The organism is Kribbella sp. NPDC026611 (genome assembly GCF_040638345.1).
Taxonomy (GTDB): Bacteria; Actinomycetota; Actinomycetes; order Propionibacteriales; family Kribbellaceae; genus Kribbella.
On the sequence record NZ_JBEZYC010000002.1, the window covers coordinates 1,010,415 to 1,033,022 of the forward strand.

17 protein-coding genes and 1 pseudogene are annotated in these 22,608 nt (G+C 67.4%); 10 read left to right on the forward strand and 8 right to left on the reverse strand.

Annotation, left to right across the window (positions count from 1 at the left end):
- Positions 1-6 precede the first annotated feature (6 nt).
- The 6 genes from AB0E69_RS10850 (at position 7) to AB0E69_RS10875 (ending at position 10,124) form a co-directional block, all read left to right on the forward strand.
- Positions 7-2,064 carry an MMPL family transporter gene (locus AB0E69_RS10850; RefSeq protein ID WP_360142614.1) on the forward strand — a complete coding sequence of 686 codons (2,058 nt, stop codon included), beginning with the start codon at positions 7-9 and terminating at the stop codon, positions 2,062-2,064.
- A gap of 218 nt (positions 2,065-2,282) precedes the next feature.
- The gene (locus tag AB0E69_RS10855; protein WP_360142616.1) at positions 2,283-3,629 is read left to right on the forward strand and encodes an extracellular solute-binding protein; all 1,347 of its coding nucleotides are present in this window, start codon (positions 2,283-2,285) and stop codon (positions 3,627-3,629) included.
- Between the two features lie 36 nt (positions 3,630-3,665).
- On the forward strand, positions 3,666-4,658 hold the full coding sequence (locus AB0E69_RS10860) for a sugar ABC transporter permease (protein WP_360142618.1): 993 nt from the start codon (positions 3,666-3,668) through the stop codon (positions 4,656-4,658).
- Between the two features lie 24 nt (positions 4,659-4,682).
- On the forward strand, positions 4,683-5,510 hold the full coding sequence (locus tag AB0E69_RS10865; protein ID WP_360142620.1) for a carbohydrate ABC transporter permease: 828 nt from the start codon (positions 4,683-4,685) through the stop codon (positions 5,508-5,510).
- Between the two features lie 142 nt (positions 5,511-5,652).
- Positions 5,653-6,726, forward strand: a complete 1,074-nt coding sequence (locus tag AB0E69_RS10870; protein ID WP_360142622.1) for a LacI family DNA-binding transcriptional regulator — start codon at positions 5,653-5,655, stop codon at positions 6,724-6,726.
- The gene (locus tag AB0E69_RS10875) at positions 6,723-10,124 is read left to right on the forward strand and encodes a sugar-binding protein (protein ID WP_360142623.1); all 3,402 of its coding nucleotides are present in this window, start codon (positions 6,723-6,725) and stop codon (positions 10,122-10,124) included. The genes AB0E69_RS10870 and AB0E69_RS10875 overlap by 4 nt, the downstream gene beginning before the upstream one ends.
- A 2-nt stretch (positions 10,125-10,126) precedes the next feature.
- Here the strand turns inward: AB0E69_RS10875 and AB0E69_RS10880 are convergent, their stop codons facing one another.
- The 4 genes from AB0E69_RS10880 to AB0E69_RS10895 are packed head-to-tail and all read right to left on the reverse strand — an operon-like array spanning position 10,127 to position 13,941.
- Entirely contained in the window at positions 10,127-10,927 is an 801-nt protein-coding gene (locus AB0E69_RS10880; RefSeq protein WP_360142625.1) for an aldo/keto reductase, read from the reverse strand.
- Entirely contained in the window at positions 10,924-12,201 is a 1,278-nt protein-coding gene (locus tag AB0E69_RS10885; protein ID WP_360142627.1) for an extracellular solute-binding protein, read from the reverse strand. Before AB0E69_RS10885 ends, AB0E69_RS10880 begins: the two co-directional genes overlap by 4 nt.
- Positions 12,202-12,226: 25 nt before the next feature.
- Positions 12,227-13,048: a carbohydrate ABC transporter permease gene (locus AB0E69_RS10890; protein ID WP_360142629.1), complete on the reverse strand. Its 822-nt coding sequence runs from the start codon at positions 13,046-13,048 to the stop codon at positions 12,227-12,229.
- Complete coding sequence (locus AB0E69_RS10895; RefSeq protein WP_360142631.1) at positions 13,045-13,941, reverse strand: sugar ABC transporter permease; 897 nt, start codon at positions 13,939-13,941, stop codon at positions 13,045-13,047. The genes AB0E69_RS10890 and AB0E69_RS10895 overlap by 4 nt, the downstream gene beginning before the upstream one ends.
- 151 nt (positions 13,942-14,092) lie before the next feature.
- Here AB0E69_RS10895 and AB0E69_RS10900 point away from each other — a divergent pair, with 151 nt between their 5' ends.
- Positions 14,093-15,130 carry a LacI family DNA-binding transcriptional regulator gene (locus AB0E69_RS10900; RefSeq protein WP_360142633.1) on the forward strand — a complete coding sequence of 346 codons (1,038 nt, stop codon included), beginning with the start codon at positions 14,093-14,095 and terminating at the stop codon, positions 15,128-15,130.
- On the opposite strand, the gene AB0E69_RS10905 is transcribed toward AB0E69_RS10900, so the two are convergent.
- Both AB0E69_RS10905 and AB0E69_RS10910 read right to left on the reverse strand, forming a co-directional pair.
- On the reverse strand, positions 15,035-15,724 hold the full coding sequence (locus AB0E69_RS10905; protein ID WP_360142635.1) for a DUF4386 domain-containing protein: 690 nt from the start codon (positions 15,722-15,724) through the stop codon (positions 15,035-15,037). The genes AB0E69_RS10900 and AB0E69_RS10905 overlap by 96 nt on opposite strands.
- A 53-nt stretch (positions 15,725-15,777) precedes the next feature.
- Positions 15,778-16,752: an NAD(P)-dependent alcohol dehydrogenase gene (locus AB0E69_RS10910; protein ID WP_360142637.1), complete on the reverse strand. Its 975-nt coding sequence runs from the start codon at positions 16,750-16,752 to the stop codon at positions 15,778-15,780.
- A 135-nt stretch (positions 16,753-16,887) separates the two neighbouring features.
- On the opposite strand from AB0E69_RS10910, the gene AB0E69_RS10915 reads away from it, so the two are divergent.
- The 3 genes from AB0E69_RS10915 (at position 16,888) to AB0E69_RS10925 (ending at position 20,549) form a co-directional block, all read left to right on the forward strand.
- Positions 16,888-17,523, forward strand: coding sequence for a TetR/AcrR family transcriptional regulator C-terminal domain-containing protein (locus tag AB0E69_RS10915; protein WP_360142639.1), 636 nt, complete (start codon positions 16,888-16,890; stop codon positions 17,521-17,523).
- Between the two features lie 510 nt (positions 17,524-18,033).
- The gene (locus tag AB0E69_RS10920; RefSeq protein WP_360142641.1) at positions 18,034-19,380 is read left to right on the forward strand and encodes a ferredoxin reductase family protein; all 1,347 of its coding nucleotides are present in this window, start codon (positions 18,034-18,036) and stop codon (positions 19,378-19,380) included.
- A gap of 149 nt (positions 19,381-19,529) precedes the next feature.
- Positions 19,530-20,549, forward strand: coding sequence for a LacI family DNA-binding transcriptional regulator (locus AB0E69_RS10925; protein WP_360142643.1), 1,020 nt, complete (start codon positions 19,530-19,532; stop codon positions 20,547-20,549).
- Here AB0E69_RS10925 and AB0E69_RS10930 read toward each other — a convergent pair.
- Together AB0E69_RS10930 and AB0E69_RS10935 are read right to left on the reverse strand one after the other, a co-directional pair.
- Positions 20,525-21,352, reverse strand: a complete 828-nt coding sequence (locus AB0E69_RS10930) for a beta-galactosidase trimerization domain-containing protein (protein ID WP_360143022.1) — start codon at positions 21,350-21,352, stop codon at positions 20,525-20,527. The genes AB0E69_RS10925 and AB0E69_RS10930 overlap by 25 nt on opposite strands.
- Positions 21,341-22,444, reverse strand: a pseudogene (locus tag AB0E69_RS10935) (beta-galactosidase); the annotation flags it as partial. The gene AB0E69_RS10930 and the pseudogene AB0E69_RS10935, both read right to left, overlap by 12 nt.
- Positions 22,445-22,608 lie beyond the last annotated feature (164 nt).

Below are 22,608 nucleotides of genomic sequence, written 5' to 3' on the forward strand. Positions count from 1 at the left end.
CCTGGTATGACTCGACTCGCAACCTTCTGCTACCGCCACCGACTCATCGTCCTGCTGTGCTGGGTCGTGCTGACCATCACGTCGATCGGACTCGCCAAGCAGTACGGCGGCCGGCCGGCCACCGAGCTCGGCACCGGCTCGTCCCAGTCCGCTCAAGCGCTGGCACAGCTCAAGCAGCACCTGCCGGCGCTCGCGTCCGACTCCCTCACCCTTGCAGTACACGCCGATCGATCGATCACCGATCCGGTCATCCGATCGAATGTGCGCCAGGCGATCGATCGGCTGAAGGCCACAGATCACATCGCTTCGGTCGTCGGTCCCTACGACAACCCGCGGCAGATCTCCGCGGACGGTCACACCGCGTACGCCACGGCGACGCTCGACGTACCGTCCGACAAGATGCCGGCGGCAAGCGTCAAGTCTCTGATCGCATCGCTTCCGTCGAGCGACGGGTTGCAGTTCGCGCTGGGCGGCAAGGCAGTCGACGCGGCCGAGACGCCGGGTGGAGGTCCGGCCGACGCGGTCGGGCTGGTCGCGGCCGCCGTCGTACTGCTGATTGCCTTCGGTTCGGCACTCGCGATGGGGCTGCCGATCGTCACAGCACTGTTCGGCATCGCGGTTGGCCTGTCCGGGCTGTCGCTGCTGCAGAACCTCTCCCCTGCCCCCAGCTTCGCTCCGATCCTCGCCACCATGATCGGGCTCGGCGTCGGGATCGACTACGCGCTGATCATCGTCACCCGGTTCCGGGACGCGCTCACCACCGGCGTACCGGCGGAGGAGGCGGTGGCCGTTGCCGCGGACACCGCCGGACGCAACGTGTTGTTCGCCGGCGTCACGGTCGTCATCGCGTTGTCCGGGTTGCTGCTGCTCGGTCTCGACTTCCTCCGCGGCGTCGGTCTCGGCTCCGCGCTGACCGTCGCGATGACGATGGCCGCTTCGCTCACCCTGCTCCCGGCGCTCCTCGGCTTCACCAAACGCCGGCTCACGGTACGGCGGCAGCCGTCGAAACGGCCGTGGTCAGCACGCTGGGCCGACGTGATCGCCCGTCGTCCCGTCGTGGCCACGATCGCCTCGGCCGCCGTACTCCTGCTGCTGACCGCCCCCGTGCTCAGCCTGCGCTTCGGCCTTCCGGACGGGAGCACTCAACCTCGTGACACGAGCGGATATGCCACGCACAAGATCCTCGCCGACGGCTTCGGGCCCGGAGCCGACGCGCCGCTGATCGTGACCATGCCACTCGCGACGACCGATCCCGGATCGATCGCTGCTCACCTTGTCCACCTGCCGGGAGTCGCTTCGGTGAGCCGTCCGCAGGTCAGCCCGGACGGCGCGATCGCCGTACTCGCTGTTCAGCCCACGACCGGCACCCAGGATCCGGCGACGACAGAGCTCGTACACCGGCTACGTGCAGCCGAGCCGGAGGTCCTCGTGGGCGGCTCGGTTGCTGCGTCGGTCGACTTTGCGAGCCTCACCGCGCATCGGCTGCCACTGATCATCGTGGTCGTTGTTGGTCTGTCGCTTCTCCTCCTGATCGTCGTCTTTCGGTCGATCACGCTCGCGGTGAAAGCGGGACTGATGAACCTGCTCTCGATCGGCGCCGCCTTCGGTGTGCTGGTCGCCGTACTCCAGTGGGGCTGGCTGCACCGGGCCCTCGGCTTCCCGGCGACGATGCCGGTCACCGCGTGGGTGCCGCTGATCATGTTCCCGGTGCTGTTCGGGATCTCGATGGATTACGAGGTGTTCCTCATCTCCCGGATCCGCGAGTCGTACGGTGCCCACGGCAACACCCGGTACGCCGTACAGGATGGTCTGACCCGCACTGCCCGGCTGATCACCGCCGGCGCCGCGATCATGATCACCGTCTTCCTCTCCGTGATGCTCGGCGCCGACCTCGGCGTCAAACAACTCGGCTTCGGCCTCGCGATCGCCGTCTTCGTGGACGCGACCGTCATCCGCCTCGTCCTGGTCCCCGCCTCGATGGAGCTCCTCGGCCACCTCAACTGGTGGCTCCCCCGCTGGCTCGACCGCCTGCTGCCAGCGCTCCAGGTCGAGACCAGCTCCTGACGCCGGCTCCACGCAGTAGGACGAGTACCGAGCGGACCGAGTGGAACGCGGAGCGTGATCAGGGAAGTCGTTATGATCGGGACATTGTCTGGGAAATCGATTTCTGCGACACTCCGTCGGGTGTGCAGCCTTGTGAACCCAGCTGTGGCCGAGTCGTCGGCCAGGACCTCGGCTCGATGCACCAAGCACCATCCATCGCAGAACCAAGGAGCACGGACATGCGTCTTCGGAGACTGAGGATCCTCGTCGCAGCAACAGCAGCGGCCACGTCGCTCGTCCTCGCCGGCTGCAACTCGGACTCCGGCAGCGCGAGCTCGAGCGGCAAGGGCGGCGGGCCGGCCGAGGTCACCTTCTGGCAGTCGCAGTTCGAGCCGTACCAGCAGAAGTGGTTCAAGACGTACGTCGACAAGTTCAACGCGTCGCAGTCCGACGTGAAGGTGAAGTACCAGGTCGTCCCGGGCGACACCTGGCAGCAGAAGCTGAAGGCCGCGCAGGCCGCCGGCACCCAGCCCGATGTCGCGACGACGAACTACGGCGGCATCCCGGCCGGTGTCGCGAACGGCCAGTTCGCCGAGCTCGACAAGTTGCTGCCGGAGAAGGCGTGGAGCGACCTCAAGTCCAACGTCTCCGGGTTCGTCCAGGTCGGCGGCAAGCACTACGCCTACCCGATGCTCGTCGAGCCGTCGACCGTGCTCTACTACCGCACCGACCTGGTCAAGGCCGCCGGTCTCGACCCGGCCGCACCGCCCAAGACCTGGGACGAGCTGCTCACGTGGGCCGAGAAGCTGACCAAGGGCAAGGTCAAGGGCATGACGATCGCCTCCGCCGCGCCCGACCTCGGCTGGTCGAGCTGGGGCCTGCAGTACAACGCGTGCGGCCACCTGCCGATCAACGACGACTGGTCCGCCGCGAACGCCAAGGACCCGTGCTACACGAAGCTCTTCGAGCTCTACCAGACCCTGTTCCAGAAGGGCTGGATGCCGCAGCAGCCGAAGGTCGGGTACGCCGACGCGTCGCCGTACGGCCAGGGCCAGGTCGCGATGATGGCAGACGGCTCGTGGGCGGTCGGCCAGCTCAAGCAGAGCTTCCCGGCGATGATCAAGAACACCGCGGTCGCGCCGTTCCCGTCGGTCGACGGCGATCCCAGCAAGCCGACCGCCACGCTCGGCGGCTGGACGCTCACCGTCGACGCCAAGTCGAAGCACAAGGAGGCGGCGGCGAAGTTCATCGAGTACCTGCTCGCCGGCGACCCGGCCGTCATGGCCGACTTCTTCCGGCAGAGCGGCTTCTCGAAGTACACCGTCCGGACCTCCGTCGACCAGGCCCTCGCCAACGACCCGGCCGCCACGTCCGACCCGTTCATGAAGATCATCAGTGAGAAGGTCGTCGCGACCGGGAAGGCCGAGCCGGCGTACCCGTTCGACATCTCGCTCGCCTTCGGGACGGCGATCGAATCCGTGATGAAGGGCAAGTCCGACATCCCGGGAGCGACCCAGAAGGCGAGCGACGCGATCGACCGCGTCATCAAGCAGCAGCGCCTGAAAGGCACCGCGCCGAAGAGCTGACGCAGGACCACGACGAGGCAGGACCCGGAGAACAGCATGTCCATGATCGACACCTCGACCCAGCCGACGGCCCAGGCCACCGCCGTGACCGACCCGGGCGGTACGTCGCCCCGGCGCCGGCGCCGCGGGAAGGTGACCGAGCGGGTCCCGCGGCATTTGCGGGCGCACTTGACGGCGTACCTGATGATCACGCCGATGGTCGTGCTGCTCGGGATCTTCGTCATCTGGCCGCTCGTCTACGCCTGCTACCTCAGCTTCTTCAAGATGAGCTTCTACAAGGACGCCGAGTTCGTAGGGTTCGACTTCTACCAGTACGTGCTCACCGACCCCGACTTCTACAGCTCGCTGCTGGTCGGTCTCAAGCTCGCTGTGATGGTCGTCCCGACGGTCCTCGTGCTCGCCCTGCTCCTCGCGAGCTTCCTCGCGACGTTGTCGAAGCGGCTGGCGGCCTTCATGAAGACCACCGTGTACGTGCCGGCCGTCGTGTCCAGCGTCGTCGCGGCGATCATCTTCGTCTTCATCTACCAGGACGAGGGCTTCGCGAACTGGTTCATCGGGCTGTTCGGCGCCGGCCCGCTCGCCTGGCTGAACACGGCCGGGACCGCCCTGCCGGCGGTGGCGATCCCCGCCGTCTGGCTCGGCTTCGGCGTCTCGACGCTGATCATGCTGGCCGGCATCCTCGACATCCCGGACAGCTACTTCGAGTCGGCCCGCCTCGACGGCGCCAACTTCTGGCAGCGCACCCGCTACATCACCGTTCCGTCGCTGCGGAACGTCATCCTCTTCCTGCTCGTCTCCGGCCTGACGCTGACGATCCAGGAGTTCCAGCTTCCGCTGGTGATGACGAACGGAGGTCCGGTCAACGCGACGAACACCCCGAATCTCTACATCTTCAACAGCTTCCGCGACGGTACGCCGTACGCGACCAGCTACTCGCTGACGGCCGCGCTGCTGCTGTTCGTTGTCATCGGCACCATCTCGATCATCATCTTCCGGGTGGTCAGCTCCGAGAAGTCGACGGACGCCTGAGCCGGCGTCGCTGAAAGGAATCCGATGAACCGCTCGTGGTACGCCCCGCGCCGGCTCCTGTCGTACCTGCTCGTCGCCCTGATCGCCGTGACCGCGCTCTTCCCGCTCGCGTGGATGGCGATCTCCGGCTTCAAGGGCCAGGAGGAGGTACTGCGCAGCCCGTTCCAGTTCTTCCCCGACGTCTGGCGGTTCGACAACTACCGCCTGATCCTGGCGGACCCGCCGTTCGTGCGCGCGATGGCGATCACGTTCGCCGGCGCGGTCATCTTCACCGTCGCGAGCCTGGTGGTGAACTCGATGGCGGCGTACGCGTTCGCCCGGCTCGACTTCGCCGGCAAGCAGCTGTGGTGGATCGTCTGCATCACGCCGATGTTCATCCCGGCGATGGCGATCCTGCTCACGTCGTTCGTGGTGGTGAGCAAGCTCGGCATGCTCGACACCCTGGCGGTGCTGATCATCCCCGGCGTCGCGGCGAGCGCGCAGATGTTCTTCCTCCGGCAGTTCTACCTCAACATGCCGGCCGCGGTGGAGGAGGCCGCGCTCATCGACGGCGCCACCCGCTGGCAGATCTTCGTGCAGATCTTCGTGCCGCAGTCGCTCGGGCCTTTCGTCGTCGTCGGCATCGCGTCGTTCCTCGGGTACTGGAACTCCTATGTGTGGCCGGTGCTCGTCGTGTCGAACCCCGACCTGACCCAGATCATGCAGTACCTCGCGACGTTCCGGTCGGCGCGCGGCAACGAGTGGGGCATGCTCATGGCCGGTTCGACACTGGCGGCGCTGCCGACGATCCTGCTCGTCCTCATCTTCCAGCGCTTCATCGTCAACGGTGTCCGCCTGGCCGGCCTCAAGTAGCCCGACCCACAGCCACGCGGTGGATGGTTAGCGTTAAAACTTCTGGGTCGGTGCTCGCTCTTGACGGGCACTGGCTTGGCTCAATAGCCTGCGTTTGGAGTTTTTAACGTTAATACCGAGCTTACTCAAGGGAGGCCGTGGCGTGGTTGAGCCGGTGCAGCAGGGTGGGCGGGGGCCGATGCCGCACGGGCACGTGACCTTGGTGCAGGTGGCGCGGCGGGCCGGAGTGTCGGCGCAGTCGGTGTCGAACGCGCTAAACAACCCGGATCGGGTGGCGGCAGAGACGCGGAAGCGGATTCTGGCCGCAGTCGAGGAGCTGGGGTACGAGCCGAACCTCTCGGCGCGCGCGCTGCGGAACCGGAGCTCGTCGCTGATCGCGTTCAAGATGCGGCCGGCGCGGCCGGACAAGGCGTCGATGCTGATGGACGACTTCCTCTACGTGCTCAACGCGTCCGCGGTCGAGGCCGGCTACCACCTGATCCTGTGTCACGCCGAGGACGGCCCGGCGGGCGAGATCAAGGCGTACCGGGACCTGTTGAAGAAGACCTCCATCGACGCCTTCGTCCTCGCCGAGACGCACCGCAACGACGACCGGGTCGCGGCGCTCCGTTCGTGGGGCGTGCCGTTCGCCTCGTTCGGCCGGTCCTGGGACGGCGACGAAGACGTGTCGTGGGTCGACGTCGACGGCCGCGCCGGTACTCGCGCCGCGACCGCTCACGTCGCCGCGCAAGGTCACACCCGGATCGGCCACATCGGCTGGCTCGCGGAGTCCGAGCTCGGTCAGGACCGCCGCGAGGGCTGGCTGGACGCCTGCCGCGAACGCGAGCTCGACACCGATCTCCAAGCCGCCGTCGCCGACTCGCTCGAGAACGGGCGGCAGGCCGCGCACCGCATGCTCGACGCCGCGCGCCCCGCCACCGCACTCGTCTGCGCCTCGGACACGCTGGCGCTCGGCGTCTTCCGCGCCCTGCACGAGCGCGGCCTGCGGCCGGGCGTCGACGTCGCTATCACGGGGTACGACGACTCGCCGACCGCCGCTCTGGTCAGTCCCGGACTGACGACCTTGCGGCAACCGATCGACGAGGTCGCACGGCAACTGATCCAGGCCGTCGACCACCTGATGGCCGGCGATCCCCGCACGCCGCAGCACCTGCTGCTCGAACCGGAACTGATCGTCCGCGACTCCAGCCTGCCAGGCCGAAGGGACCCAAGATGAGGCACGGAACTGCACTGCTCTCGGCCGTAGCTCTGGTGGCGACAGCACTGATCTCGGCACCGACAGCACCGGCCGCACCGGCCGCCGCCACGCCCGCCGGCCAGTTCGTCGTGAACGTCGAGAACCTCCCGAGCGGTCGCGGAGTCGCCGGCGCGATGGACCTCACGTCGTACGGCGACCTGGACTGGGTGCACCTGATCGGGACCGGGATCGATCGAAAGGCCGCTGACCGATCGATCCTCGGGGTCGACGACCTGAATCCTGCCGGTGGTCGTACGACGCTCGACGACAGCCCTGTCTCGTTCACGTGGGACGGTGCGTCGGCCGGCGTCACCACGGGCGGCGTCTTCAACTACGACACGACGACCGTCGGCGCGACCACAGCGCACGACGCCGGCTACCGGATCACAGTGCCGGCTGCGGCCTCGCCCCGGCGCCTGGTCTTCGTGGGTGGGATCTGGCAGGCCACCGGTGCCGTGACCGTCGCCGCGAGCGATGGCAGCAACTCGTACACCACCCAGATCAACGCAGGCGGTACGGCGTCCGTGAAGCGCTACACCGTGACGATCCGCCCGGGTTCCGGCGTCGTCGTAACGGGCAGATTCGCGAGCAAGCTGCAACCCGGCGGCAACCTGTCCTTGTCAGCCGCGGCGCTCTCCACACTCGAGACCAACTTCTCCGCGACCGCCGCACCGGTCTCGATGAACCTGACTGCCGAGGGCGTCGACGACTGGATGCACCTCGACGGAGCGACGATCAACCGGCGGGCCGGCGTACCGGACACGACGCCGCGGCTCGCGGTGACGAACCGGCAGACCGGCGGCGCGATCGGCTCGCAGAACGACAACGCCGTGAGCTACTCGTGGACGAACGGCACCCCGACCGCGTCCGAGCCGGGAACTCGCCACGGCGGCATCTTCTTCGCCGACGGCGCGAACACCAAGGTGGCTCTCACCGATCCGTACGGGTACGACCTGACGGTCCCGCCGGCAGCGGAGCCGCGGACCTTGCGCTTCACCTCCGGTGTCTGGCGGGCCGCGGCGACGATCTCCGTGTACCTGAACGGCTCGTCGACACCGTCTGCCGTGAACACCGACTTGGTGAGCAGCGATCCGTCGGTCACCAAGGCATTCGAGCTCCATCTTGCCGCCGGTGACTCGGCGCGGATCAGCGCGCAGCTGACCCGCAAGACGGATGCCTCCGGCAACGTGACGCTCGCCGGTGTGGCACTGGCGCAGACGACGGTCGACGGGTACCGGAAGTTGACGCAGAACGTGCTGGACCAAGCCGCGGCGGCCGATGTGTACGCCGCGAGCGAGTCGGCGCAACGTCAGCTGGACGACGAGGTCGCTGCGGCGAAGGCGACGCTCGCGGACGGTTCAGCGCCGCGGGATGCCTTGCGGCTCGCGTACGTCTTCGTCAAGGCGGCGCTCGACGAGGCGTTGTCGTCGGCGGCGAACGCGCAGTACACCTCGGTCACCAACCCCGGGCTGACGTCGTCGTTCGGGTGGGAGGGTGACAAGAACGCACCGATCGCCTTCATCGACGGGAGTTACCGGCTGCGCAGCCGGGGCGACGCGATGATCACGTTCGGCGTACCGAACATCCCGGGCAAGATCGCGTGGTCGAACGCCGAGGGGTACCTGCCGGCGTTCGTCAGCGAGTACGCCAAGGACGGCCTGCGGGTGCGGGTGGAGAACTTCGCCGACCTGGCCGTTGTCGGCGGCAACCGGTTCGAGATCGCGTACTCGCGGATGACGGTCACCAACACCACGACGTCCGAGGCCCGGCTCCCGCGTGTGTCCGGTCTGCTCACGCCGCTGAACGACGGCGGTACAACGGTCGGCGCCGGGCAGACCGTCGTACGGGACTACGCAGTGGCCGCGGACCGGTTCGACGGAACCTACGACTGGCCGACCGCGGAACAGCTGCAGCAACTCGGCGGGTTCGACCAGCACTACCGGCACATGCGGCAGTACTGGAACAACCGGCTGTCCGCGATCGCGAACATCACCGATCTGCCGGACAAGCGGCTCATCAACGCCTACAAGGCCGGGTACATCTACACGCTGATCATCCGGGACGACCTCAACGGCACAAAGGAACTGCACGTCGGTGAGAACGGGTACGACGAGATGTTCGACCACGACACGATCGGGATCGTGTCGACACTCCTCACCATCGGCGACTTCACCTACGCCCGCGACTACCTGACGTCGCTGCCGGCCCAGCTGCAGTACGACGACGCGAAGTGGAAGTACAGCTGGCCGTACGCGCTCTACCTGCAGCGCACCGGCGACAAGGACTTCCTCCGCAGCCGGTTCGAGACGATCAAGAAGAACACCCACACGATCGAGATCGACCGCATCGACGGCGGCAAGGGGATCATCAAGCAGACCGACGCGATCGACTCGCACGGGTACTGGACGATCGACGACTGGTCCGCGCTGACCGGGCTCACCACGTACCGCTACCTGGCCACCGCGCTCGGCGAGACCGCTGAGGCGGCGTGGGCGAAGGCGCAGTACGACGATCTGTTGCGGGTGGCCACCGCGCAGCTCGAGCAGACGATGCGCACGTACCACCTGGACTACATCCCGATCTCGATGGTCGAGCCGAACGAGACCGGTCCGCGCAAGGACCCGCGGGACGCGAACTGGGCCTCGATGTTCCTGTTCGGCCGCTGGGCGTGGGACGGCTACCTGTTCGGCGCGGAGCAGAGCGGGACGATGATCGACAAGATCGACGACACCTACACGCACGGGTTCGAGCGGCGGGCCGGGATCTCGGACACGATCTACAACTTCGGCGGGTACCCGCACAGGTACTTCTCGAGCGCCTACAACGCCGGGTACGGCAGCGCGGCGCTGCGCGGTGAGCGGTACCGCGACCTCGGAATCAAGGCGTACCAGTTCATGATCGGCAAGAGCATGAGTGGACCGTTCGGCTGGTGGGAGGGCGTCGACTACCCGAGTACGACGTCACCGTGGAACATCGACCACGCGGCCGGGGGCGGCGGCTCGAACCAGCACATGTGGGGTCAGTCGACCGCCACCAAGGTGCTGTTCGACTCCCTGATCGCGGAGAAGTCCGACGGCACCGTGATCATCGGTCGCGGCGTCCCGAACGAATGGATCCGCACCCACCAGAAGATCGCCCTCGACAGCTACCCCGTCACCAACGGCGGCCGCATCGGCTACGCGCTCACCACCGCAGGCAAGACCGTCACCCTCAAATTCACCGGCAACACCACCGCGTACAGCATCGAACTACCAGCCCTCAGGGGAAACATCGCCAACGTCTCGGTGAAACAGGCAACGATCAACCAGTCCGCCGGCACCATCCACCTACCCACCGGCACAAAGCAGGTCACCATCACCCTGCGGCACCCCATGTAGGGCTATGCCAGGTCTGCGGAGTACGCCGTCGCGAGGTCGTCGTCCCACGGCTCGGTTTCGGCGGCCAGCGAGTCGAGAACCGTTGCCGGTCGCGTCGCGCCCGAAACGACCGACATGACCGGAGAAGACGCGAGGAGGGCTCGCAGGAGGAGGCGCTGGAGGGAGACTCCTCGGGACTCGGCCACCGCCGTCAGGTGCGGGGCGGCGGCCGAGTGTCGCAGCGGTGAGTAGGCGAAGAACGGCACGTCGTGGGCTTCGCACCAGGCGAGGACGTCCGCGGATTCCCGTCCCATGGCGGTGTGCCGGTTCTGTACTGCGTCGATGTGTGCGACCGTGATCGCTCGGTCGAGTTCGTTCACGGTGACGTTCGACAGACCGATCCGCGTCACCTTGCCCGCATCACGCAGCGCGGCGAGCGCCGACACGCCCTCCTCCACCGGCTGCTCGGCCAGGTCGACTCGGTGGAGGTAGTAGAGATCGAGCTGTTCGCGCCCGAACACCCGCAGGCTCGTCTCGACGTCGCTCCGGATCCGGTCCGCGCTGAGGTCGGCGTCCCAGGTGGTCGCGCTCGTTCGCGAATGACCACCCTTCGTCCCGACCAGGACATGCGTACCGCGGGCCGCTTCCGCCGCCAGCTCCTCGCCGTACCACGGCTCGTCGACGCGTGTGTACGCGCGGGCCGTGTCGAGGATCGTGGTGCCGGCGGCGATGCCGGCGCGGATCGTGGCGAGATCCGCGGAGCGGTCGCGGGGCTCGAACGACAGCCCCGCGACTCCGAGAGCGACTCGGCCGGCCAGCCTCACGACCCGGCCTTGTAGTCGGCGTCCATTGCCTTCAGCACCTTGTCCGGCGTGGACTGGCCGCTGAAGATCTCCTGCAGACCGCTCAGCATCGTCTGCTGCACCTTCGGGTTCGGCCAGAGCTGATCCATGAACGGCACCGTCCTGTTCTCGCTGATGTACTTCGACAGCTCGGCCAGCGACGGGTCGGGAGAGAATCCGGTGCCGGGAAGCGACGGCAGCCCACCCTGCTTGGTGACGAACAAATTCATCCCCTCGGGCGACATGACGAAGTTGACGAACTTCAGCGCGAGCTCCTTGTTCTTCGCCTTGACGTTCACACCGTACCCGGCACCCGCCGCGGCGGGCATCACGAACTCGCTCGGATTGTCGGTGGCCGGCAGCGCCGTCAGGGTGAACTTGCCGGCCGGGTTCTTCCCCTTGAGCAGCGCGATCACCCAGTTGCCCTGGATGATGCCCAGCGTCTTGCCACTGGCGGCCAGCGTCTGGCTGGCTTCGTAGCTGGTACCGAGCGGATTCTTCTGGAAGCACCCGGCCTTCTGCATCTCCAGGTACTTGCTCATGGCAAGGGTCCACTGCGAGTCCGCGAAGGTGGCCTGGCCGGAGCGCAGCTTCTGGTCGAAGTCCCGGTCCGGACCGAAGACGGTGGTCGCGGCGAGCGCGTACAGCACGATCTGGGTCACCCAGTTGTCCTGGATACCCAGCGCATAGGCCGGTGTGCCTTTGCTCGCCGCGGCCTTGCAGAAGCCGAGGAGCTCGGTCCACGTGCCCGGTGGGGTCAACCCGGCCTTCTGCATGGCTCCCTGGTTGTACACCGCGCCGATACCGTTCTGCCCGAAGACGCCGGTGTAGGTCTTCCCGTCGTACTGCGCAACACTCTTCATTGCCGGAGGCAACTTGCTCGCCCAGGGCTGGTCGGACAGGTCCATCAGGTAACCCGCCTTGGCGAGGACGTACGTCGCGCCCGGGTTGCCATTGCCCGGCCACACCGTCATCACGTCGGGCGCGGTGCCCGAGGCGAGCTGGGTGCGGATCTGCTGCTGGTACTGATCGGCTCCGCTGGTCGTGAACCGTACGTCGACACCGGGGTTGGCCTTCTCGAACGCCTTCACGACGTCTTCGATCGAGCCCTGGTCCACGGAGGCGAGCGTCAGGACGCTCGATTGCGTGCTGCCGCCGCCGCTTGCCTTGCCGGCGTTGGTACCACCGCTGCAGGCGGCGAGCAGGCCGGCTGCGGTGATCGCGGCGATCAGGGCGGCCGCTCTGGTTCTCCTCATGATGTCTCCCGAAGGTTGGTGGATGTCATCCCTTGAGTCCGCCCGCGAAGCCGTTGATGATGCTGCGCTGCAGCGCGAAGTAGACGGCGAGGATCGGCACGATGCTGATCGCCAGTGCGGCGAAGACCAGGTTCCAGTCGGTCACGTACTGACCGACGAAGCCGGCGATGGCGACCGGCATGGTTTGCTGTCCGCTGCCGCTCAGGTACAGCAGCGGGGTGAAGAAGTCGTTCCACACCGCGACCGCGTTGAGGACCAGGGCGGTGACGGTGATCGGCTTCAGCATCGGGAACACGACGTACCGGAAACCTTGCGTCGGCGTGCATCCGTCGATCAGGGCGGCATCCTCGAAGTCGCGCGGCAGCGCACGCAGGAAGCCGAGGTACAGGAAGGTGGTGAACGGCACCTGGAGTCCGGAGTAGAACAGGACCAGCGCCCACGGCGTACCGAGCAGGCCGAGGTCGCGCATCGTTTGGTACAGCGGCAACGCGGCCAACTGGAACGGCAAGGCCAGGCCGAGCATGATCAGCAGGAACATCCCGCGTGACCACCGTGCGGTGGCGCGCGCCAGCGGATAGGCGGCGCATGACGACACCGCCAGCACGATGACGACGCTCGCGGCAGTCACCAGCACGCTGTTGAGCAGCGCGCCACCGAGCGCGCCGCGCTGCCACGCCTCGGTGAAGTTGTTCAGGGTGGGTGAGGTGGTGGGCCGCAGCGGCGAGGACGTGTCGGATGGTACCCGTACGGCGAGGTTGACCAAGACGTACAACGGGAAGCCGACGACCAGGGCGACCGCGATCATGACCAGTTCGAGCCCGAACGTACGGCGGTGGTAACGGGTCACGAAGCTGCCCTCTCGTTCCGCGCGAGGACGACGTACTGGCCGGTGGAGGCGACCGCGACGATGATCGTGAGCACCACCGCTAGCGCGATGCTGTAGCCGAACTCGCCGAGCGTGAAGGCGTCCTTGTAGATCAACGTCGACAACGTGTCGGTGGCGTGGCCGGGACCGCCGCCGGTCAAGGCGTAGACCTGGTCGAAGAGCTTGATCCCGCCGATGATCGACAGCATCAGGTTGATCGTGAACGCCGGCGCGAGCAGCGGTCGGACGACCGACCAGAAGCGCCGTACCTGACCCGCGCCGTCGATGTCGGCGGCCTCGTAGATCTCCTGCGGGATCGACTGCAGGCCCGCGAGGAAGATGACCATCGAGTAGCCGGCGAACTGCCACACGATCACGCCGACGATCGACCAGAGGGCGACACCGGGGTTGCCCAGCCAGTCCTGCTGCCAGCCGGTCAGTCCGACGGCACCCAGCAGGCTGTTCACCGCGCCGTCCGGACCGAGCAGGTTCCGCCACAGGTACGCCGTCACGATCGGGGTGACTACCGCGGGGGCGAAGAGGAACACCCGCAGCACGTTGCGGGACTTGATCGCGCTGTTCACTCCTAACGCCAACAAGAGGCCGATGCCGTTCTGGATGATCGTGATCGCGACGGCGATCAGCAACGTGTGCCAGATCGCCTGCAGCGCGTCCGGGTCGCGGAACATCGCGGTGAAGTTGTCCAGGCCGATGTACGAGTAGGCGGGGTCGAGGCCGTCCCAGTTCGTGAAGGCGTAGTACACACCGCGCGCGCTCGGAATCAGGACGACGAACGCGAACAGAACCATGGCCGGCAGTGCGAACCACCACGGTGGAGTGTTGCTCAGCCTGCGTGGTGCGGAGGTCACAGCCACTCGCTCTCCTGAAACGTTTCATCGATTATGGGTAACGTTCCCCAAAAAGTTCTCCAGACTGTAGGAGCGGGTCGTCCGCGACGTCAACAGGTCAACCGTCTATCCTCTGGGTAACGTTCCCCATCTGTAACCAACGCCGGAGGATCCACGCATGGAGGTGCCCACGCCACCACGACGGGTCACCATCGTCGACGTCGCCCGGCACGCCCAGGTCTCCACGACCGCCGTCTCGAAGGTGCTGCGGAACGCGTACGGAGCCAGCCCTGCCATGCGGGCGAAGGTGCAGCAAGCGATCACCGAGCTCGGCTACCGGCCGAACGCCGCGGCCCGGGGCCTGCGCGGCCAGACCTACACCATCGGCGTGATGCTCCCCGACATCCGCAACCCGTTCTTCCCCGACATCGTCGACGGATTGACGGACGCGCTCCGGGACACGCCGTACCAGGTCCTGCTCGGGCCGGGCGGCTGCAACGACGAACACGCCGAGGCGTGCGTGACCGAGGCGATGATCGACCGCGGCATGGACGCGATGGTCCTGGTCGCCCCGATCTCACCGCGCTCGCACCTCGAACACATCGCCACCTCGGTGCCGACGGTGGTCGTCGGCAGGCACGGACACTCCTCCTGGTACGACGTCGTGTCGGACGACGACCAGGCCGGGGCCGCCCTCGTCGTCGATCACCTGGTCGGTCTTGGACATCGCCGGATCGCCCACATCGAGCACGCCGAGACCGACCCCGACCGGCTGGCGGAGATGCCCAACGCGATCCGCGCCGAGGGGTACAAACAGGCGATGCGAGCGCACGGCCTGGGCGCCGAGATCGACATCGTCTCCACGACGTACACCCAGGAAGGCGGGTACGTCGGCGCGCGGCAGCTACTCGCCCGCCCGGAACGGCCCACGGCCGTGTTCGCCGGGGCCGATGTGGTCGCCATGGGCGTTCTCGAGGCCTTCACGGAAGCCGGTGTCTCGGTCCCGGAGGACATCTCCGTCGCCGGCTACGACAACACCACGTTCGCCGCGCTCGGCCCGGTCTCACTCACCAGCGTCGACCAGGCCGGCCACCACATCGGCGCCGAAACCGCACGCCTCCTACTGGACCGAATCGCCGACCGGAACCGCCCGTCGGTCCAGGTCAAGCTCTCCCCCACCCTGGTCACCCGCCACACCACGGCCCCTCCACCCTGAGACGGCCTCGAGCGCTGGAACTGGCAACGCGAACCCCTTGGCGATCAACCAGGTCGGCAGGACCACGAACTCGAACAGTCCACCCGGCGCCAGCAGTACCAGCCCTGGCCCCGCGTTCAGGTCCAGAACGCCGAGGAAGTCGAGGGGCACTCCTACGGTGAGCCAGAGATATCCGACGAAGCCGAGGACCGCGATGGGCCGAGGTACCAGCCGGCCGGCAAACAGCAAGTAGGTAAGGACAAGACCGCCGAGACCGGTCGGGATGTAGACCCAGAGCAGGTGGTTGGAAACCACCTCCAGCTGCGTCAACAGGTAGATCCCGCACCCGGCCGAGACGGCCAACTCGACGACCCTGAGCACCGGGTACCAGAAAGCAAGTCTGCGACTGACGTCCTTCAGGACCGGGTACATCAGCAGCCCGATGCCCGCGACGGCGACGCCGGAACACAACATCAGGACGACGCCGGTAGTCAGTGGCGCGCGGTCGGTGTCACCGTCCACGAACGCCTGGATCAACGAGGTGCCGACCATGGCGGTGACCATCTGGACGACGAACAGGATGCCGACGGTGACCGCGATCTTCCTTCTGGACATGACTCTCCTTCGATGGAGCATCGAGACGCGGAATCAGTGGCGTGCTAGGTGTGCTAGGAGATAGTGATGGCGAGCTTGCCCCGGGCGTGGCCGTCGAGGAGGTAGCGGATGGCCTTCGGGGTTTCCTCGAGGGGGTAGGTGCGGTCGATGGCCGGAGTGACGTCGCCGGACTCGAGGAGCGGGGTGAGGTCGAGGAGCAGTTCGTGCTTCTCGGAGTTGACGAAGGTGCCGAGTTTCTGGCTGACGAAGGGGGACAGCGCCATCGCGCGGAGCTGGCGGTCGCTGCCGCCGAGCCACTTTCCGTCCGTCTCGCCGCCCATGATGACCAGCGTCCCGTTCGGCGTCAGGGTACGGCGGAGTCGCGCAAGAGGCGTGTTCCCGGCGATGTCGAGGATGACGTCGTACCGGTCGCCGGACGCCGTGAAGTCCTCCTGGGTGTAGTCGACGATGTGGTCGGCGCCCAGGGAGCGGACCAGGTCGAGCTTGGTGGTGCTGCACACGGCGGTGACCTCCGCGCCGAACACCTTCGCCAGCTGAACCGCGTAGCTGCCGACACCACCGGACGCGCCGGTGATCAGGACCTTGTCGCCGGACTGGACGTGCCCGTGGTCGCGCACACCCTGCAGGGCCGTCATCGCCGAGATCGGGATCACCGCAGCCTGTTCGAAGGTGAGGTTCACCGGCTTCTTGGCGAGCTTGGCCTCGCTGGCTCGGGCGTACTGCGCGAAGGCGCCCTGCGCGATACCGAACACCTCGTCACCGGCCGCGAATCTGGTGACGTTCTTGCCGATCGCCTCGACGACGCCGGCGACATCCGCACCGAGCACCGGGTTCTTCGGCGCGCGGACGCCGTACCCCGCGAGCCGGATCGGATAGGGCAACCCGGCCATCACGTGCCACACGCCACGGTCCACGCCGGCCGCACGGACCCGGATCAGTACGTCGCCGTCGCCGATCGTGGGCTTGTCGATGTCGCGGAGCTCGAGAACCTCGGTCGAGCCGTAACTCTCCTGGGTGATGGCCAGCATGGTGTTTCCCCCTGTGGACACGCCGGTTCCGACCGGCTGCGAAGCGTACTTACGTTGTATGCTTACTTTGTAAGCTACGCGCATTAGATAAATACGTCCAGAGTGGAATTCAGACCAATCACCAGGAGGAGCTCGATGCCCCGCGCCGCACTGAACAGGGAGCTGGTCCTGCGGGCGGCGATCGCCCTCGCGGACCGGGACGGGAGCGCGTCGCTGACGATGCGGAAACTCGGTCAGGCCCTCGGCGTCGAGGCGATGTCGCTCTACAACCACGTCCGGAACAAGGACGACATCCTCGACGGCATCGTCGACCTGGTCCTCGGTGACATCGACGTACCGCCGGCCGGGACGCACTGGAAGACCGCCATGCGGCGGAGGTCGATCTCCGCGCACGAGGCCCTGCTGCGGCATCCCTGGGCGGCGATGCTGATCATGTCCCGTTTCAACATCGGCCCCGGGATGACCCGCTACCTGAACGCGACGCTCGGGCGGTTGCGCGAGGGCGGCTTCTCGATCACCGGCGCGCTCGACGCCTGGCACACCCTCGACAGTCACCTGTTCGGGTTCACGCTCCAGCAGCTCAACCTGCCGTTCGGGGCGGACGAGGCCCCGCAGGTGTCGGCCGACGTCCTCGGCGGGATCGCGGTGGCCGAGTACCCGTACGTCGCCGAGGTGATCGGCCACGTCATGCGGTCCGGCCGGGTGGAGGACTTCGAGCTCGGTCTCGACCTGATCCTCGACGGCCTGGAAAGGACTCTGGACCAGCCCTGAGCCAGCCTTCAACCAGCAGAGACCCGAGCGCCCATCCCCTGGCCTACCCCCACCCGGGGCCAGAGGACAGGGCCGGTGCGCGCCTTCGCGCCATCCGTCCTGCCGCCACAGCCTGACCGGCTCTGCAGCCGACGACCATCCGACAACGGAGACAGCCCCGGTGCACTGACTGCTTAGACACCGGCGCCTGGCGACCGAGGCTTCTGCAGTAACACCGGTCGCTTACTGCGGAGAGTACGCCCTATCCCTGCCGCCGTACACCACCGAAAACAGTCTCTCAAAAAGTTGCTCATGGCAACTGACAGGCCAGGGCGTGGAGCGAGTTCGGGCGAAACTGAAAGTCTTACCTGTGTCTGATGGAACATCGGCTTGCGATTGGCCATGATCAGGGCATGGCACCGGACGGTGCCTGGAGAAGTCGAGGGCCCTTGACCAGGGCCCTCACCGTGGTACGCCCCTGCCTGCTTTCCGGAGCGCTGCGACGCTCGAGACCTGGAAAGAAACTTCGTCATGCCTCGTTACCGGCTTTCCGCACGTGTCCGCGGCCCGGCCGCCCGCCTGGCCTGGTTCCTCCTCTACACCGACCTGTTGCTCATCCCGCTGCTGCTGACCTGGGCGGCGATCGGCCCGCCCGGCATCACCGACGGCGAGGCCGTTGTGCTCAGCTCGGGGCTGGTCGGACTGTCCGCCCTGGTCGTGGCCGTCGCACTCCCGGCCCGACTCCCCCACCTGATCGCCGCCTTCGGGATCGAGACGATCCTCGGCGTGCACCGATTGATCGCGCTGATCGCGACCGCCATGATCGTCGTACACCTCATATCCGTCCTCTTCGTCGATCCACGCGGTCTGTCGATCCTCGACCTCGCGCACACCACCTGGGCCGCCCGCGCCGCGATCACCTCCACGATCGCGCTGGTGCTCGTCGTCGTCCTCGCGCTCCGGCGTACCCGCCGACAGCCGAGGTACGAAGGGTGGCGACTGGTGCACAACGGTCTGGTCATGGTCGTCCTCGTCACCGCGTGGCTGCACGTCTGGTTCCTACGGCACCTCATCTCGCACGTCGCGGTCGCAGTCTGGTTCGTCGGTTCTGCGCTACTGATACTCGCGTTGTTCGCCCGGCGCTGGATCTTGCTGCCGCTGCGCGCACGCAAGCACAGGTACGTCGTCGAGTCGGTGCGGCGCGTACCGGGTGACGGCGTCACGCTCACGATCCGCGCGGCCGGCCACGCCGGGCTGCGCTTCGAGGCGGGCCAGTTCGTCTGGCTCAAGATCGGCTCGACACCGTTCGTCTTCGAGGAGCACCCGTTCAGCATCGCGTCCACGGCGGCGCACCCGGAGCGGATGGAGTTCACCATCAAGGCGCTCGGCGACTTCACCGAACTGCTCGCCGCGCTCCGGCCCGGACGCCAGGTCTTCCTCGACGGCCCGTACGGCGGGTTCACGATCGCGGGCCACGAGGACGCGCCCGGCTTCGTGATGATCGCCGCCGGGGTGGGCATCACGCCACTGCTCAGCATGCTCCGGACACTGGCCGACCGCGGCGACCGCCGGGTGCACCGGCTGATCCTCGCCGCCCGGACCGAGGACGACCTGATGCTCCGCCGGGAGGTCGCCGAGCTCCGAAGCCGGCTCACCGTGCTGGTCACCGAGGTGCTGAGTCGCCCAGGCCCTGGCTGGGTCGGCGAGACCGGCCGGGTCACCCAGAGCCTGCTCCGCCGGCATCTCCCCCGCCGCCCGCAGCGATCTCACTACTTCCTCTGCGGCCCGCAGCCGATGGTCGGCGCGGTGAGCGCGGCTTTGATCTCCCTCGGCATACCACCCCGCAAGATCCACACCGAACGCTTCGGCGCTGTCTGACCGAAGCGTTCGCGTGGGCCGTTCGAGGTGCCGGCACCGCCCCAGCCGGCACCTCGACCCCGGCCGTCGGGCCGAACCGAGGTGTCGAAATAGGGTGTCGAAGCGGTTCGACTAGGTAAGACTGGGGGACTACAGGGAAGGGGTGGCGGATGGCGACGATTGCGGATGTGGCAAAGCATGCGGGGGTTGCGGCCAGCACCGTGTCGTATGTATTGAGTGGCAAGCGGTCGATCTCCGCCGACACGCGCGAGCGGGTGCAGCAGAGCGTTCGCGCACTCGGCTACCGGCCGAACGCGAGCGCCCGCGCGCTGGCCAGTCAGCGGTCCAACGTGCTCGCGCTGGTCATCCCGCTCCGCACCGGGATGCATGTGCCGGTGATGATGCAGTTCGCCGCCGCGATCGTCACGACCGCCCGCAGGTTCGACCACGACGTACTTCTGCTGACCGCCGACGAAGGACCGGACGGGCTGCAGCGGGTTGCCCAGAGCTCGCTGGTGGACGCGCTGATCGTGATGGACGTCGAGTTGCACGACGAGCGGGTTCCGGTCCTGCGGGAGCTGCCGCTGCCGGCCGTGCTGATCGGGTACCCGGACCGCGCCGAGGGACTGACCTGCATCGACCTCGACTTCGTCGCGGCCGGCGAGCTGTGCGTCGACCATCTCGTCGATCAGGGCCACAGCTCCCTGGCCCTGCTCGGTACGCCGTCCGCGGTCTACGAGCGACAGACCGGCTTCGCGCAGCGAACGCTCACCGGCTTCACGCGAGCCACCGAGCGCCGCGGGGTACTCGGGGTCGAAACGCCCTGCGAGCACACCTTCGAAGCGGTCCTGCACACCGTCGAGCAGCTGCTCCGGGACCACCCGGACATCAGCGGTCTGGTAGTGCAGAACGAGCCGATCATCGGCCCGTTGCTGGACGTCCTGCGGCGGCTCGGCCGCCGGGTCCCGGAGGACATGTCACTGGTCGCGATCTGCGCGGACGACGTCGCCGAGCGGCAGATCCCCCGGCTGTCCTCGGTCACGATCCCGGCGGAGCGGATCGGCGGTCAGGCCGTCGAGTCGCTGATCACCAAGCTCGAGGACGGTGTCGTCCCCGAGCTGACGTTGGTGCCGCCCACGTTGACCGCCCGCGACAGCACTGCGCCTCATCGCGACCTGACCACCGCGTAGCCGCCCGCGGGCACCCGCAACTGCCCCTCGACAGGGGTTCCGGAGACGAGCTCGATGCCGTCGGCAAGTACGTCGGCATCCTCCGCGCCGTGGTTCAACAGGAACGTCCACGTGGTCCCGCCGGCACTCCGCCGTACCGTTTCCACCCGCGACGGGGACCAGCCGGCAAGACGTGCGACAGTACTGTCGTCGAGCTCCGTGGAGACGTACCACGCGGCGCCGGCGCCGACCTGGTGCCGAGTGATCGCGGGCTTGCCGTCCAGCACACCACCGGCGTACCGGTCGACCACCTCGGCGGAGAGCACCTGGACCTCCTCGCTCCACAGCCGGCCGCGACCGCCCGACGCCAACCCCACCTCGCCGTCGGGCGGCAGCGGATGGAACTCCTCGACCCGGATCCCCAGCAACTCCGCCAACGCTCCGCCATACCCGCCGAGCCGGACCCGGAGGTCGGGGTCGACGATGCCGCTGAAGTAACCGACCACCAGCTGGCCACCACCGTGCACGTACCGGGCCATCGTCTCGATCGCTTCGTCCGAAACGAGATAGAGCGACGGCACGACGACGACCGGGTACGCCGACAACTCGGTGCCTGGAGCAACGAAGTCGACGGTGACGCCGGCCCGGAAGAACTGCCGGTGCGCGGCCCGTACCGCGGTGAGGTAGTCGAGCGCCGACGACGGCAGGTGCGTACCCTGCATGGCCCACCAGCACTCGGCATCCCACAGAATCGCCGCACCGGCCTCGACCGTGCTGTCACCGATCTCGGCGAGCCGCGGCAGGACCGACCCCAGCTCCACCACCTCGCGGAACCGCCGAGTGTCCGGCCCCGAGTGCGGAACCATCGCCGAATGGAACATCTCCGACCCACCGCGCGAGGCGCGCCACTGGAAGAAGAGCGCTCCTCGCGAGCCGCGCGCGAGGTGCGAGAGGCTGTGCCGAGCCATCCGGCCCGGCTCCTTCGTGTGCATCCGGTGCCCGTCGTTCACGGTCCCGGCCGACTGCTCCATCAGCAGCCAAGGTTTGTCGCCGGCCCACGACCGCGCCAGATCAGCGCCGCACGCGGTCTGCTCCTCGGCGCCGTCGCCGGCCTGGTCCGGGTAGTGGTCGATGGCAACGAGATCGACCTCCGCGGCCCAACGGGCGTGATTCACCGGCACCCAGCCGCCGAACACGAAGTTGGTCGTGACCGGCGCGTCCGAGAACTCGCGCAGGACGGTCTTCTGCTCCCGGAAAGCCGCGAGCAGCTCGTCGGACCAGAACCGCCGGTAGTCCAGGAAGTGCGTCGGGTTGACCAGGTACTGCGTCTTTCGCGGCGGCTCGACGTCGCACCAATCGGCGTACCCCTGGCTCTAGAAGGCGGTGGTCCACGCCTCGTTCAGCCGGTCCAGCGAGCCGTACCGCTGCCGCAGCCACGCGCGGAAGCGTTCGGCCGCGAGGTCGCAGTAGCACGTCGTCCCGTACTCGTTGTGCACGTGCCACATCGCCAGCGCAGGATGGTCGTGGTACCGCTCCGCCAACGCATGGGCGATCCCGCGCGCGGCCTCGCGGTACGCCGGCGCGCACACGCAGTATGTGTCGCGGCTGCCATGGGTGAGCCGTACGCCGTCCGCCGTCACCGGCAAGGCCTCCGGGTGCCGCCGGCTGAACCACGGTGGCGGCGAGGCCGTCGGCGTCGCCAGGTCCACCTGTACGCCGCCGTCGTGCAAACCGTCGAGCACCCGGTCCAGCCAGCCGAACTCGTACCGCCCCGGCGCCGGCTCGAGACTCGACCAGGAGAACACGCCGACCGTCACGAGGTTGACCCCGGCCTGCTGCATCAGGTCGATGTCTTCCTTCCACATCGCCGGATCCCACTGCTCGGGGTTGAAGTCGCCGCCGTACCACAGTGTCATGAGGTCAGCCTTCCACGGTTGATCCCAGAATTAGTTGGGCTTCAAGCCAAACAAATTAGCGTAGCGCCCAGCCTGGAGCAAGGCGGGTGACGGCGAGGTCTTGACCTGGCCTGTACGGAGTGCGACCCTCTGTTCACGTCATTCGTCGAAGCGCTTCGATTCCG